Source organism: Mucilaginibacter yixingensis, assembly GCF_041080815.1.
Taxonomy (GTDB): domain Bacteria; phylum Bacteroidota; class Bacteroidia; order Sphingobacteriales; family Sphingobacteriaceae; genus Mucilaginibacter; species Mucilaginibacter yixingensis.
The window spans coordinates 569,679-585,311 of the sequence record NZ_CP160205.1 but is presented as its reverse complement, the minus strand read 5'-3'; the positions used below and the strand labels follow the sequence as shown (position 1 = coordinate 585,311).

General features: G+C 43.1%; 12 protein-coding genes. 7 read left to right on the top strand and 5 right to left on the bottom strand.

Annotated features, from left to right (window positions below):
• Positions 1-8: 8 nt before the first annotated feature.
• From ABZR88_RS02545 to ABZR88_RS02525, 5 genes are all read right to left on the bottom strand, one after another.
• Positions 9-5,330 (bottom strand): hypothetical protein, encoded by a 5,322-nt coding sequence (locus ABZR88_RS02545; RefSeq protein WP_107831634.1) that lies wholly within the window; start codon positions 5,328-5,330, stop codon positions 9-11.
• Positions 5,331-5,340: 10 nt separating this feature from the next.
• A complete protein-coding gene (locus ABZR88_RS02540) occupies positions 5,341-5,820 on the bottom strand; it encodes a hypothetical protein (protein WP_146166617.1) in 480 nt (159 codons plus the stop codon).
• Positions 5,821-5,899: 79 nt separating this feature from the next.
• Positions 5,900-6,463: an OmpH family outer membrane protein gene (locus ABZR88_RS02535; protein ID WP_107831630.1), complete on the bottom strand. Its 564-nt coding sequence runs from the start codon at positions 6,461-6,463 to the stop codon at positions 5,900-5,902.
• 126 nt (positions 6,464-6,589) lie between these two features.
• Positions 6,590-7,846 carry a hypothetical protein gene (locus tag ABZR88_RS02530; protein ID WP_107831628.1) on the bottom strand — a complete coding sequence of 419 codons (1,257 nt, stop codon included), beginning with the start codon at positions 7,844-7,846 and terminating at the stop codon, positions 6,590-6,592.
• A 650-nt stretch (positions 7,847-8,496) separates the two neighbouring features.
• Positions 8,497-9,948 carry a hypothetical protein gene (locus ABZR88_RS02525; RefSeq protein ID WP_107831626.1) on the bottom strand — a complete coding sequence of 484 codons (1,452 nt, stop codon included), beginning with the start codon at positions 9,946-9,948 and terminating at the stop codon, positions 8,497-8,499.
• Between the two features lie 311 nt (positions 9,949-10,259).
• Here ABZR88_RS02525 and ABZR88_RS02520 point away from each other — a divergent pair, with 311 nt between their 5' ends.
• The 7 genes from ABZR88_RS02520 to ABZR88_RS02490 are packed head-to-tail and all read left to right on the top strand — an operon-like array spanning position 10,260 to position 15,574.
• Positions 10,260-11,219 (top strand): hypothetical protein, encoded by a 960-nt coding sequence (locus tag ABZR88_RS02520; RefSeq protein ID WP_107831624.1) that lies wholly within the window; start codon positions 10,260-10,262, stop codon positions 11,217-11,219.
• 9 nt (positions 11,220-11,228) lie between these two features.
• Positions 11,229-11,747: a hypothetical protein gene (locus ABZR88_RS02515; RefSeq protein ID WP_107831622.1), complete on the top strand. Its 519-nt coding sequence runs from the start codon at positions 11,229-11,231 to the stop codon at positions 11,745-11,747.
• 56 nt (positions 11,748-11,803) lie between these two features.
• The gene (locus ABZR88_RS02510; RefSeq protein WP_369434704.1) at positions 11,804-12,346 is read left to right on the top strand and encodes a toxin-antitoxin system YwqK family antitoxin; all 543 of its coding nucleotides are present in this window, start codon (positions 11,804-11,806) and stop codon (positions 12,344-12,346) included.
• A gap of 4 nt (positions 12,347-12,350) precedes the next feature.
• Positions 12,351-13,598 carry a hypothetical protein gene (locus tag ABZR88_RS02505; RefSeq protein WP_146166616.1) on the top strand — a complete coding sequence of 416 codons (1,248 nt, stop codon included), beginning with the start codon at positions 12,351-12,353 and terminating at the stop codon, positions 13,596-13,598.
• The gene (locus ABZR88_RS02500; RefSeq protein WP_107831616.1) at positions 13,586-13,939 is read left to right on the top strand and encodes a hypothetical protein; all 354 of its coding nucleotides are present in this window, start codon (positions 13,586-13,588) and stop codon (positions 13,937-13,939) included. The genes ABZR88_RS02505 and ABZR88_RS02500 overlap by 13 nt, the downstream gene beginning before the upstream one ends.
• Complete coding sequence (locus ABZR88_RS02495) at positions 13,936-14,436, top strand: type II secretion system protein J (protein WP_107831614.1); 501 nt, start codon at positions 13,936-13,938, stop codon at positions 14,434-14,436. Before ABZR88_RS02500 ends, ABZR88_RS02495 begins: the two co-directional genes overlap by 4 nt.
• Positions 14,423-15,574, top strand: a complete 1,152-nt coding sequence (locus ABZR88_RS02490) for a type II secretion system F family protein (RefSeq protein ID WP_107831612.1) — start codon at positions 14,423-14,425, stop codon at positions 15,572-15,574. Before ABZR88_RS02495 ends, ABZR88_RS02490 begins: the two co-directional genes overlap by 14 nt.
• The last annotated feature ends 59 nt before the right edge of the window (positions 15,575-15,633 follow it).

The window sequence follows — 15,633 nt, the reverse complement described above, 5'->3', positions numbered from 1 at the left end:
ATTTTTTGCTATTGCATTTTGCTATAATGGTAAACTATTGACTTAATAAGCGGCACACTGGTTTTGCCCAATACTTCCTTGTAACATTTGGTAAGTCTACCTGCCGCATCATATTCATAGTGCAAGTAAAGATTACTGTTGTCTAATATATAGCTCAATTCTCCAGTATGCTTGTCATATACATAAGCCTTGGCCGCGGCAGTAACGGGCTGGAAACGGAAATCGTCAAAATACAGATCCAGGCTTCCATTATTAACACACCCAACTTGTAAATTACCGGTCCCAGCCACAATGGCAGCTTTGGGGATACGCATCTCTAATAAATACCATCCAGCAGCCTGCTTATTGTAGTTAAGTGTAGCAGCTTGTGATGCACCATTACCGATCTTATAGTAGAGACCTGCATCGTTCTGATTTCCATTAGCGGCCTTGACCCAAACCGCCACATAATAATCTCTGGCACTTAGACGAGTTAACGGAACGCTATAATTAAAACCTCCATTTCCTCCATGTACCGTTAAACTATTAGTACCGGTATGAGCAACTGCGGTATTTAACACACCGTCCCCCGGTGCAATAAAACTAGTTACTCCCGTATTGTTTTTAAACTCATCTTCAGCGCCAGAGTATGCTATTTCATTGTATTTTGCGAAATTACCGGTCATTATGACCTTGGTATTATTATAGCCCAACCTTGACGCAGAGTAATTGTTATTGATGTCAGTTTGCTCAAGACCTTTTGAAAACACATTATAGAGCGTCAGTTCGCTGACCTTTTTCCAAGAAGAGTTTCCACTTCCTCCCGGGTCGAAATATGCTTGAAAACTGTTCGTTGGGGAAAGATCATCGCTTGAGGTCCCACTTGGCATCCAAGCATAACTGGCTTTCATTCTCCAAATATTTGACTGCCCTGTGTTGGTCAGATTCCCGTCCGGATCCAATACTTGTGATTGATTGCTCCAAGTATTGGCTGACGCGCTCACCACTCCAAGATGTTGGTCCGAGCCGTCCACTTTAAAGGTAGTACTAGCAGCTTGTTGGATGAGCATGTGTTTATTAGTAGCATCTGCGGTTTTAAGTCCCATCGCAGGATAAATATGATACGCTGGCAATACTTCGTTGATAAATTTATTCCCGTAAGAGTCTGTTATTCGGGTTTTTAAAATTGCACCGGAATAAAAATCATAGCTTAAATCTTGCTGCTCAGTTTTGGTACCATTTTTATAATCGATCTGGGTCGTACCCGTCATGATGGCAGGAAATACATCTCTTCCCGACATGACGCGTTTATCGACAGCTATACCACTTTGATAAACGGTTCGGGCATCAGCGTATCTTTCTTGAATAACTCCAATATTGTTATAAGCGCTCAAGCGGGGCTCGTAGCTTTGAACCTGTGTATCAAATGATTTATCGGCGATATCGTCATGCAGATAATGATTGATCTTTTCGGTCAGTTTATTCCCCTTATCGTCATAGGTGATCATTCGTTTCAGATTCCCGATCCTTGCCGTATAATCTTTGATGGACGTATTGAGTCTTCTGTCGTTGGTCGATTGGCTGAAATAGTAATCCTTGATACCAAGCATCCCCCGGCTAAATACTTCGTATTCATAAGTAGTCTTTCCTGCTGAAGCAATATGCTGATAAGTTGAAGAACCGCCAGATGCCGGCAAAAGTACCTCATCACTAACGGTGACATTTTCATACATTACCCCAGGAGGAGGAACTTCTCTACTAACGACCAGTAAAGAATTCATCTTTTTATATAGTTCCTTCTTATATAACGGCGCAGGCTCTAAAGATGGATCGGAGAACATGTCGTGACCGTAAAAAAAAGTCTGAAACTTGTAGACATCAAATATTACCGGTTGATAAGATGTTACACCGGAGGGAATATCACTCCCCGAATTCCCCAATAGGCCATAATCATAATTGGTTCTCCTGATCTGACCTGCTAGATCGTCTACTGTTATATTTTTCACTCTTATACCGCCCCCATAAAAGAGAGAGATCCCTTTTGCGGCCACATTTCCTCCTGCCAATAACACTTGCTCACCAGATAATGGTGTCGACCCAGTTTGTCCATTACTATTAACCCATTCAAATCCAGCGAGTGTCGTTAGATCGTAATCCATTTGAGGATCCACTTTTATCGTCAAAACATTACCATTCAAACTTTGCACCCTGACCGGAGAGCCATAATTTTCGGAGTTAATTACTTTAGCGGGATTAATGATCCGGGTGCTGGGATATTGATCAGTATAGACATACTTCATTATTAGCAGATCCAGCTTACCACCCGGCTGGAGCGCATTGTTAATATTGAGATCTTCATTATTGACCGAAAAACTAAACGTTTGCGAACCTGTCTTTGTAATAGCACTATTGATAACAAGACTCTTATTATCGTTCAAAACCGACCGATTATAGGTGTCTCCTTCATAGTTCACATTGATCTCTGCTCCAATACTTGACTTGATCTTTCTCAAAGACCAAACGTCGGCAGAGAGATTAGATATTTTAGTGGTGATCCTGGAGAGGTTCTCATTGTCGGACCCGATGTAATCAGACTTGTAAGCCCCCCAAAGGTCAAAGGCATCCTTATTGTAAGGCGGGTTCTTTGTTTTATAAGCAATTAAAGGCCCTACCGCACTGGTCGGGATCTTATCTAAATACAAAACATTAAAATTGCCGTTGCCTGTATCTTTTAATAATGTGCAATAGTATTTTACATTATTAGAAGTAAAGGTCAATATATCGCCCTCCTGAAACCTATTAGTAATATTCCCCGCTGTTATCGTACCTGATCTCCCGCTTGGCTGATTAGCGATCAGTATATCGGTATTATTCACATCATTGGGATCCAGATCATATTCAAATTGAACCGGAGGGATCGTTTCAGCTCCACCTTTGCCCTGAAGATCAACGGACAGTAGCGTTGACTTACCTAATTTTGTCGGATCAGATGGAATAGACGCGGGAGACGTACTATACACTTGTCCACTAGGATCATAACTGTTGACCACTCCAGGACATAATGAATAATCGTAATTAAATTGAATACGCCGTAAGCACTTCTGGTTCAGATTTTCACTCAACTGTTCGATATCATGGATATCAATAATGTTATGTCCGAAATGAGTATAATCATATACACCGCTGACGGGACGTTCCTGCGACCAGTCGTAAACTGTCGACGCCGACCGAATAGCATCTGTAGATGTAGTGAATTGATCGTTCTGCAACAGCAAAATATTATTTAACCTCAGGGTCGCTCTAGGGCAAACATCTGTACGCCCCGGGGTTGGCACATCATATCCATTAGAACCTAATGATTTTCCGTCTGCGCGTATCTCCTTTACAAATAAGGCGGTATGAGTTCTGGTCTTAGCAGCATCCAGATAATATACTTCCTTTTTCCCGGTAGAATAACTTTGAAATTGATTATCCAGATCTTTGTGAAATCCTTCAGATGGGTTTCTCCATGTATAATCTCCTGTCCATTTTCCATATTCAAAAGAAACCCAATACCCCCAATCATTATTGTCAGCTTGTCCATCGTTATCAACGTCTACATAGTCTGGTCCGGTAATAGCTGTAAGATACCACGTATAAGCATAAGCGCCTGTCTTCTGCAAATCGTTAAAGCGATAGCCTCCACTTTGATCGACCTTTTCCGTATGTACCAATTCATTCGAACTATAAGCGGGTAACGCATAATGATAAGTTACACCGCTCTCGTTCGTGATCATAAATCCACCGATCTGTCCATCATGATTACGCACGAACCCTGTGGCATGGGCTTGTAAAAAACCCAATGTCTTAACACGATTAGTAGAATTGGGGTTAGCCGCTGCGTCAGCGATCTCTTGATTGGTAAAGTATTCTATATGTCGAGATCCTTCCAACTGGTTAGTGCTGGAATTATACCCCCCGTCATTAGCGGCCTCACCATACTTAGGAGCTGTATCAAATACGACAGCCCCAGATGGATCATAACTCGGATCTTGTGTGTATTTATTTGAAAAGTCCTTAATAAATCTGAACTGATAATTTGTTTTAGTAGATATATTGACCACATTCGTAACATTTTGCACTACGTCGTTCTGTGGATCTTGATTATTCTTTTTGTTTTGATTGTACAAAATATTTTGGAATGCATAGGGCCGTATATTCCCGCTCAAACCTTGGGCAGTAACGACATAATCATCAAAGCTCGGGTAGGTCCCCCCTACGATACGATCAGGATCAGGATTATCAACGATATTTGTCTGTCGGTCGTTCAACAACCTATAAGTATCAAAGGCATTGTTATCAAAAAAATTACTACTTACCAGCGTTGATGGATCAACATTGTGCAGTGCTCCGTTCGTCGAGACGGTTGCCGTTTCATCCGACCAATATCGCTCATAATTATAACTGACCCCGACGCTAAACCCCGGTAGAGGCAATGTAAAACCAAATCCGGAAGACTCTGTTTGAATTTTCCCAGCATTAGCATTGCTCACCGATACGGATGCACCGCCAACGCTGAAACCTCCTGAGGTCCCTCGACCATTTGATCCGATAGAGGCCCCTAAAAGCGATCGGGTAGTACTACCGTCACTCACGTTGATACCTCCGGATACCCCAGCACTTACGCTTTTAAAATTGGTCGAGATCCCCAGATCGGCACTAGCGAATAACCCTTCATCGGTCTTTCCACTTACTATACCGATACTTGTCCCTACATATTCTTGTCCATATGGGGTTACGTCCACTCTTACTCCAACTCGAAATGGGCTATTTTTCATACCAGCCGTGGCTCCTAAAGAATATCCTACACCAAAACCTTTATAGGTATCTTGAGCAAAGGACAATCCGAAATTAACACTTACAGGCCCCTCACCGATCCCTACATCGACCCCAAAAGTTTTGGTATTTCCTCCACTCCAGTAAGTTCTTTGCACTCCTTGCACGGAATTCCAATCATCTGCATAGCCATTAACATTTCTGGCGATAGCTCCTGGATTAAGTGTCCAACCCAACCCAACCCAGGAAGCCTCTTCATTAGGCTGAATACCGGCATGATAAGCTAAAGCCAACGGATAGCCACCCTCTGGCCCCGGAACCTCTAGCAATGGCATAGAATAAGTGAAATCTCCGGTTAACGGATTTACCATATCGGTCGTGTCGACCGGTTCGAAGTTCGTTGCTTCCGGCGCTGTGGGCCCCGCTGTTAACGCCAAGGCGACACAGGGAAATAGAAATTGATTAACAATCAGCAAGGCAAAAAAAATGGCAATAGCTTTTCTTTGACCAGGCTTCATTTTTCGAAAGGCATACATAAGGTTTAGTTTATGATGTTATTTTTAAAGTTGAAATTGCAGTAATGTCTTTCTGCTCGAACTCAAAGCAAAGACTTCCTATATTTAATCCGAATTCTTTTATTAGTATTTTAAATCGACGACAACGCTCCAGGTCCCTTTCATCAAAAACGATCAATACCTGGTTGGCGGTGGTTGTACCGTACGTCTGTAAAAAGTAGCAAGTCATAGGGCTGACCGGCTTTTTGCCGTCAGGAACCAATGCTATAAAATCACTGATTCTGAAAGATAGTATCTGCACCAGGTCACTATACTCATTATAAGATAATTGCCTCAGCAATTCTTTATTATTCTTTGACAGTCCTAATAGGAAACAACAAGGCCTACCTGACACCGTTGTTCGCCATGAAGGCGCCAATTGTTTTGGACGATAGGCTAAAGATATTTTAACACCGTCCATCTGCGTATTCTTGGTTAATCCATTAGCTGGATCATTTACATAAGCTAACAATTCAGCTTTATTTTGAGGTGACCTGGAACATGAGAAAAAAAAGCACCCTAATATCAGATGAACTAGTAATACCGATCTTCTATTTTGAAGCATAACCAGAATTTAACTCATCTAATACTGATGCGGTAATATCCAGTCCCTCTCTGGCGTAAGCGATCGTTCCTGATTGATTAGCGATCAGTATCATTTTGTAATGATTCCTTTTGCCATAATCAAGTAGAAAACTGTTAACGTCAGCGACAACTCTTTGCGTCAGCTTTGTATCTTCTGCCCTTGCATTATCCTGTATCGCCTTTTGATAGTCTGTCAATTGTTTCTGTTTGGTTTGGATCAGCTCTTTTGCCAAGGCTTGCTCCTTAGGCGACATTTTTGCAAGTGTCTTTTCATAATTAGCGATCGAGCTTTTTACCCTTTCCGTCAGTGTATCTATATTGGCCTGCCAAACTTTCGCTTTGGATTGGTATTCTTTTTTTGCGGTGACTGCGCCTTTATACTCATTAAGTATTTTTCCTGAATCTACATAGGCGATCTTATCGGCCTGAAAAAAATGTCCATACAACAGGTATAGAACAGCAACAGTGATAAGCACAAAATAAGCTTGTACAAGCAGTTTAGACAGTCGGTCGTTAACAGTTTTTGACATTATTTAAAATTTGAGATTTTTGCTACTTTTTAAGATGAATTGAGCATTATCAGGGCACAATAAGGTACCAAAGTCGACTGTATCCTTCCGAATACATGATCGCTTCTGTAGGTAAGATCATTGGTTTTATTTACGAGCATGCTGACCTTGGTCGGTCAGCTTTTTGATCTGCTGCTGCTGCTCTTTTAATAATTTCTGCTGCTCGTCAAGCCGGCCATTCTGTTGGACCAGGTAGAGTGTCAATTCTTCAACTTTCTTCAACAGTAACTTGTTCATTTCAGCAATGTCCATTCCTTCTTTCTCAACGGTCGCTGCAGCTGGCACTTCGGGCAAATGCTGATTTTGATCGATATAGGTCTTTACTTCTGAAAGCGGGCGTAGCTTGTAGGTCGGTTTGAATACATAGTCGGGAAAGCCGGTCGTCTGTACCGTTATTTTCTTAGCGTAAGTTCCCGTTGGTGTGATCTTAAAGTTGATGGCACTTGCTATATTGGCATCGGTCAACGTTTTATCACTACCCGCTGTTGAACCGATGGGCGCGAATAAGATCTCACCTTCTATTGTTGAATAGATCACGCCAGCACCATTATGTACATTATCACCGTTGATCGTCCAATTGCTTCCGCTTCGCCCGGCATTGAAGCCCAAATAACTGGTACCATATTTCAGATCCGCTCCACCAGCATCACCGATACAAGCTTTGGCCTGACCGCCGTCGACCTGAAAAAGAGAGATCGGCGTTGAGGTGGCTATACCTACGTTACCACCGCTGGCTACGGTCAAACGTTCAGCACCGTATGTCGAACCAATAAAACCGTCTCCACAGTCCTCCCAAATACTAAAGCGGGTGGACGAATATTGTCCGCCTATTCCCCATTGTTTCGCTTTATTTCGGTAGCTAAAGAGTAATCTGGCATCGTCCCCATTAGCGGCGTCTGTAGCAAGTATGAGCGTATGCCCCCAAGCCTGGGAACCAGATGAGTGTATAATACCTGTTGAATGCTGCCCCCCAGATAAAGCAGCAATGTCGAAACGCCCTGCCGGAGTTCCTGTACCTAGGGCCAGATTGGGCAATCGCACCACGCTGGCTGTCCGGTCGAATTCGATCAAAGAGGTCTTTGTATTATTAGAGACACCATAGATATAACCTTTCCCATCAACAAGCTGATCTAATGCCAGGTCGAAGCCATATGCTGGATTGTTGCTCTGCCTGATGGCGATCGCTGATGATACGGTCTTGTCCGGCGCGTTGATCTGTAACGCACCTACGGTCGGATTGGTTGTACCGATACCTGCACTCCCACTCGCCGGAAATGTATTTTGGGCATAAGTAGAACTACAAGCGAATGACATCGCCAATAAAGAGAAAACTAATTTTTTCATGATAAGTTGTGGCTAAAAAAGGCTTTATTGTAAGGTTAAGCTTGGGGGGCAGCGATATTAACTAACGATCAACTCAAGGATTGGGTCAATAGAATTTTCTTTCATCGTGATAAAATTAAGGTATGATTTGTGACCAAAGATAAACGTTTGATCGAAAAAGATAAAATAATAAGTCCTCTTCCCATTTTGAACTTCAAGGTAATACTAGCTTGTTGTAGGCCATTCAGTGGGCGAGTATGAGGTATTTGGCAATTGTGCATAATCATAAGAACCCCAAAGCCCCTGTAAAATCTTCATTCCCTCGAATTATACGTGAAACTAAACCACCAACAAAGAGCGACCGATTTAATCCCATCCAACTGGCGTCCTGCCCAACCTTTAAGCATTGACATCATACGATAAGGTAATGGGGACGGAAAGATCTTTTGTTTTAATTTCATAAAAAGGAATGGACATGTCATGTGTTCCTGTATAGTAACGAAGAGGCACGTCATCAAACTTACCGAGAGAGCCGGTAGTAGGTGATGGGGGTACTGACTGCGGCAATGAGGAAACACCATTTTACGCTCTTGCGACAGGAATATAGCTCACTAAAAACAGAACCAACAAAGCGAAGACTCAACTATTGTTGCGTAGTTGAAAAATCATATTTATTTCTTTATTAGCTTTTCAAGTTGACTTAAACGTGCTTCTAAATCCAGATCCTTCTTCTTTTGGGAATCAATCTCCTTATCCTTTTCAATCAGATACAGCGTTAGCTCTTCCACTTTTTTCAGCAGAATCTTATTCATCTCCGCTACATCCATCCCTTCTTTCTCCACTGTTGCAGCTGCTGGCACTTCAGGTAAGTGCTGGTTTTGGTCGATGTAAGCTTTTACTTCCGAAAGGGGACTAAGACTATAGGCGGGTTTGAAGACAAAATCTGGCCAATTGGCAATCTCAACCTTAACTTGTTTTGAACGTATTGTCCCATTAACAGAAAGAGCCTCGCGAGGCGTCGTTGTGCCGATCCCGACATTGCCGCTACCGTCAATAGTAATATCGTTTCCATAGTACCATTGATTACCTGTTCCTAGTTTATTGAAGCTTCTCCTCGTTCCCAATATCATTTTTCCGGTAGCATTATGATCAAGACTGTTGTCCCCAATGGTAACGATTCTGGCCTGTCCCCAAACATTGCCACCATTTACATCTGCAGGAATAGCGAATTCTAACTGAGCCCCATTAGTCGTTGAACGATTACCTGTGTTTGCCTGAATAACGGCGCCTCCTCCCAAAAAAGGAAAGGTGTCTCCACCATCTAGTGTGGCTCCTGTGCCTACAACATGTAAGCTCTTTTGCGGAGTTGTCGTACCTATGCCTACGTTCCCGAACCGATCTATGCGCACCCGTTCTCTTGAGTCTGAGCCATTATTATGGGTTACGAAAGCTAATTCAGCGCTATTGCCCAGGCCGCCACTGGTGTGCACAATTGCCATCCCTGTTGACCCATTATCACCGGAAGAAAGATTGCCTCCGTTAAAAGTACCATCAGCACCAGTAATACCAACAAAAGCAAAACCACCAGCGGAAAGAGTATTATAATTACCTAAACTTATACCCTTACCACTAGCATTTATATTAACCGAAAGTGGTTGGCTTGGTGAGACTGTGCCAATACCCAAATAACCATTAACCAAACGCATACTCTCTGTTGTGTTGTTGTAAAATGTCAGATAGCCTGGCTGAGAAGCATTATAATTTGGTAAACTGAAGAATCGCGTTTCACCCGTATTTTCTCCGGGGCGCTGAATACCACCACCCTGATCGGAGTTTCCATGCGTTATATAGATCCGGTCATTGGGTTGATCAATAACAATGGAATGCTGATAAGAGGGCAGCGTTGGTGGCGGGATGTAGACACCCTGTTGAGGATAATGTCCAACTAATAGTGCACCGGTGGGTATCGCATATTGGTAAGCACCTCCAGAAACAAATAGACTTGTAGAAACGCCAACATAACCGGTATTATTATTCGTAATATTAGTACCGTTATTCCATTGTGCATGGGAGAAATTAAAAGCGAACATCATCGCCAGCAAAGAGAAAGCTAACTTTTTCATGATAAAATTTAGGCCGTAGCAAACGGCATTACGTGAATGATAATTGTTGATTGATGTAAATTGGGAGTGGCTATATTAAATCAGCACTATATAATGGAAGGGTTGCATAATGTGTGATTAAGTTTTGGTTGTATTATAATATTATCAGTGTGCGAAGGTAAAATATTAAAACTTGACAACCAAGTCAGTGATTTAATTTAAAATCATCATTGCCGCGATAAATAATCGAACGCCCGTGAAAGAAGGTATAGTCGAAAATTTATTAAACTATGGATTCTTATCTTAAATTTAAATCAGCAAATTTGCTCTAAATGAAATTGAACCTTATCCCTTATTATTTGATGTTGATGGTACTGGTAGGTGGGCTGGCGTCATCATGTAAAGAATTCATTGAATCAGACATCAGCGGCAGTAAAATCCAGCCGGAGGCGCCGGGAAATAATTACCAGAGTGCCAATTACAACGTCCAGTTTTGGTGGGATCAGGTAGACGACGCGTTGACCTACCGCTTACAGGTGGTAGCGCCAAAGTTTGACTCGGTGTCGCGTCTGGTTTTAGACACGGTCGTAAAAACTAACGTATTTTCCATTAACCTGGAGCCGGGTGTTTATCAATGGCGAGTGCAAGCCGAGAATGGTAGCTCAAAAACCGCTTTTTCTACTGGACGTAACTTCACCATATTCTTTTCGTCCATTAAACAGCAAAAGGTGCAATTAACTTCCCCTGCTAATGGATTCCTAACTAATCAGGCGACTATCGCTTTTCAGTGGGGTTCCTTATATGGTGCGACTAAGTACCGGCTGGAAATCGACACCAATAGCTTTGCCGATGAAAACACCCTGGTTTATAACCAGGTAACACCGGCGCAACAGCTCAATTTTAATTTTCAAAAAGATCAGACTTATCAATGGCGGGTACGTGCCGAAAATGACACCGCACAGGCGCAATGGTCCGCTATCAATACAATGACCTACGATCACACTCCACCGAACCGAGTGAATCTGACAGCTCCGGCCAATAACCAGTCTTTGTCTTTGCCCGCCAGTTTGCAATGGAGTGCTACTACAACCGCAACAAAATACAAGCTGTATGTGCTGCGTGCGGATTCTACCACTTTGTATAATTCCACTTTTCCGGTTGCATTGAGCACTACCAACTATAATTTTAACCTTGGTACGACCGGCGAAACGATTTACTGGAAGGTGTCGGCCATTGATGCGGCCGGTAATGAAGGCCAGGCCAGTACATTGCGGCATTTTGTGATTCAATAAACCGGGACGATGAAGAACAAGGCTTTAAATTATTTACTGATTACGCTGGTGGCGGTGGTGTGGGGCACTATCCTCTACAGGGTGATGGCTGCAACTAAGAATGACGATGACGAGGGAGCTGTCATGCGGCAGGCACAAATGGCTAAAACGCCTTACGACGATTATAGCGAAAGGACGGACACCACTCGTTTACAATTGAATTATCCTGATCCATTTGGCTCGACGCCAGTAGCGCATAAAGACACAGCTGTGCTTTCTATACATAAAAGCTTGCCTGTTTCTATGGCATTCAATCCTAAACCGATGAACAATACTGTAAACTGGAGCGCCATTAAATACGCTGGCTTTATCCGAAACGCCGGTTCCAAAAAGCTGATTGCTATTCTCTTGGTCAATGGCAACAATGTTAGTTTGCAGGAAGGGGAGTCAGCCGGTAACGTACGGTTGATCAAGAACCTCCGGGATTCTGTCAAATTGAGCTATAACGGCCAAACAAAATTTATTACCATAGATCGCAGCGCACAATGAAGCTCTTTTTTTCCATACTGTTATGTTTAATCGTGTTTTCTGGTTATAGCCAGAAAATGCCCGACCTGGGCTTAAATAAAGTACGCGTAGTTGAAAATGGCAGTACCATTTTATTGGAAACGAATCCTGTTAATTCCGGCCCCGAAATCGATCCTCACCTTACTTATTATTGGTACAGCAGCAATCATGTCCATACCACTCAGGGCGGTTACAGTGGGCGGTTGCTGAACGGTGCTTATAGCGAGTTTTATGAGAATAAAGAATTAAAAGAACAGGGAAAGTTTAAAAAAGGTCTGAAATCAGGTGAATGGAAAAAATGGAACGAACAAGGAAAACTGTTAGCCATAGTGACCTGGCATGAAGGTATCCAATCGGGCGATTTCAGCGTTTTTGACGAGGATGGGAAACTGAAACAATCCGGCGTTTATCGCAACGGCTTGTTGGAGGGGAAAATAAAAACTTATAATAAGGATGGTGTTACTATCCAAAAATACCATTTAGGAAAGCCGGTACCTCCAAGTCTTAAAAGACCATTCTTACAACGTATTCATTTTTGGGGTCATAAAAGGACTGCTGCCGCCAAATCGCAAAAACATTAAGGCGATGGTCAGGTCTGCTGCTTTATATATGGTGATCGTTATTGCGCTGGTGATCGGTGTGATCTGTTCATCCTTGATTATGGCCGCCGGATTTTACCGTTTACAATACAGCAAGCAGCTGCGTTATCAGCAGTTGCGCAACAATTTGCAATCGGGTATTAATCTTGTATTACACAGTCCGTTAACCCAGGGCTATACCCGACTGAGTCTTTTTGGCCAGGACAATGACAGCATTGCTATTTGCCGTAAGCCCTGGGGCATATTTGACGTTGGCGTAGTACGCAGCTTTATTCAGGCTGATACCTTGGATAAAACATTTACGATTGCCAATGGGGTGGACTCCGCTAAATGGGCTACGCTTTATATGATTGATGAGGACCGGTCTATATCTGTCAGTGGCAAAACAATCGTTAAAGGCAATGTCTTCATACCCAAGGCGGGTATCCGGCCGGCGTATGTGGACGGACAAGCCTACCAGGGGCCTAAACAAATTATCCAGGGACACCAGTATAACAGCGCTAAAGAATTACCTGCGTTGAACACCACCCGGTTAAAAGCGTTGGAAACTTTATGGAAAGATACTACCGGGATGGTGAAAAACCTGTCAGATGTTGACTCCATTCACTATTCTTGGATCCAGTCGGCGCACCGCATAGATCTTGGTAAAAAGGTAACAACATTGAGCGGTTGTACTATCGGCGGTAATGCAGTCATCGTATCAGATACCTTACTAACAATAGACAGTACTGCTCATCTTAAAGATGTGCTAATTTTTGCCAAGGCTATTCATGTAGCCAATGGTTTTAGAGGTCGCTGCCAACTATTTGCAGCAGATTCTATTACCACTGGCGCACGCTGTCAGTTTGACTATCCCTCTTGTATTGGGTTATTACGCTTTGCTAACGATAACGGCACACAAAAAATAACTATCGGGAACAACAATCTGCTCTCCGGCGCTTTGTTTACCTATGAACAGCAGCCGGGAAAGGTACTGCCGTTTGTCGATCTGGGTAAAGACACGGAAATCAGGGGGATTGTCTATCTCAAAGGCAATGTGGGGCTACATGCGGGCATTATTATCAAAGGTGGAATTTTCACCAATCGTTTTGTGTACACGTCCGGCTACACGCGTTATGAGAATTATCTCATCAATATTAATTTAGACGGCCCGAGGTTATCTCCCTACTATCTCAGCAGCGATTTGTTCCCGGTTAGCGGTCCCACTCAAAAGGTTTTGGCATGGCTCAACTGACAAATAAAGTCCGAAGCTCTTCCGTTATGGAAGTCATCGTCGCCATGATCGTGCTGCTGGTGGTGTTTGGCTTGGCTATGACCATTTTCACCAATGTTTCCCGCAGTACGCTTTCCGGACAGAAAGTAAGAGCCGCCGCATTGGCTAATGATTTAATGATCCAAGCCGAAGCCCGTCATAATTTCTCGGCTACGACATTTAAACAAGGTACCTGGCGTATTGAAACATCCATTAAACCTTTAGCGGACAACCCGGCATTAAGCGAATTTGATATCGCGGTCTTTGATGATGTCGATCAGCAGATCGCACTAATGAAAAAAGTGATCCAGCCTGGCCCATGAAAAAGACAAAAGCATTTACGCTGATGGAGATGGGTATTGCCATGCTCATCTCCGCTATTGTGATTGGGATGGCCTATACCATTTACCAGATCGCTATCGGGTCATTCAGCGGTTTCCTGCAAAAGAACAAAACCACAGAGAACCTGCTATTGCTCGACGAGCTGTTGGCTAAAGACTTTAACCGGGCTTCGGGGGTATTTCAAACCGATAGCGGAATTACCCTGGTTAAAGACTCGGCAAAAGTGAATTATGCGTTTATTGCTGACGGCATTATCCGCAGGGCAGCCATTACCGATACCTTCAAGTTCAATCATACGGTTCCCTCACTTTTGTTCGAAGGCCAACCTATCGACCAACAGGCAACAGAAGCAGAAGATCATCGGATTGACGAATTGAGTTTTACACTGTTATCCGGAACAGATAGCATCCCTTATCATTACTATAAAATCTACAGTTCTGCTAACCTGATAGAGCGACCAAACCATGCCAACCATTGATCTGAATAAATACCAGCCGCCCAAAGTAGCACGCAAGCCTGAATCGTCTAAAAACGAAAACGGCCTGCTGGCTTTCATGAATAAGGATATCAGCTTCGGCAGCAAAGAACTGAGCGACAAAAAGAAGGAAGCTTTTTACCTGGAATTAAGCTCCCTGCTGAAAGCCGGTATCAATCTGAAGGATAGCCTGGAGTTGGTTACGTCGGGTCAAAAACAAGAAAAAGATATTAAGCTGTTTGAGGAGGTATTAGCGAAAGTCAAAAAAGGTAGTAAATTTTCTGAAGCACTTCAGGCCAGCGGTAAGTTTTCGCTATATGAAGTTTTTAGCATTCAGATCGGCGAGGAAACAGGTAAGCAAACCGAAGTTTTGGAAGATATGGCGCGGTTCTTTCAAAATAAGATCAAACAACGCCGCAAAGTGATCTCGGCCCTTACTTATCCTTGTATCGTTATGCTCACCTCCCTCGGTGCGGTATTCTTTATGTTAAAATTCATCGTACCCATGTTCGGCGATATTTTCAAACGTTTCGGCGGGCACCTACCTTGGATTACCGAAAAAATCATCTCGGTATCTAATACCTTACAAAACTGGGCCGGACCTGTCTTTCTTGCAGTAATCGGCCTCACAACCGTTCTTTATGTGGGGCGAAAAAATGAGCAAGTGCGAAGTGTCTCCTCGCGTATTTTACTGCGCATTCCATTGGCTGGTGAGCTGGTACAAAAGATTTATCTGGCTCGTTTCTGTAACTCTATGCGTCTGCTCATAAACGCACGCCTACCCTTACTCAAAGCCATTACTTTGGTTAGGCAGATGATCGGCTTTTATCCCATTGAACATTCCCTCAAAAAAGTAGAAGACGACATACTGCACGGACGCCAACTACACGAAAGTTTTCGGCAGTTTAAAGTCTATCCTGCAAAAATGATCCAGCTCATCAAAGTAGGCGAAGAGACCAGCAAGCTCGATTACTTTTTTGGTATTATCTCCGAACAATATATCGAAGAAGTCGAATTCAAAACAGGCACCATTAGCAGCATGATGGAACCGCTAATCATTCTTTTTTTAGGCGCAGTGGTAGGAACAATTCTTATTGCGATGTATTTGCCGTTGTTTCAGATGAGTAATAATTTTCAGTAGGGTCGATGTTATTGGCAGATAAATTCGATGAGCTTTCAAACCAGACCAGTAACATTAAG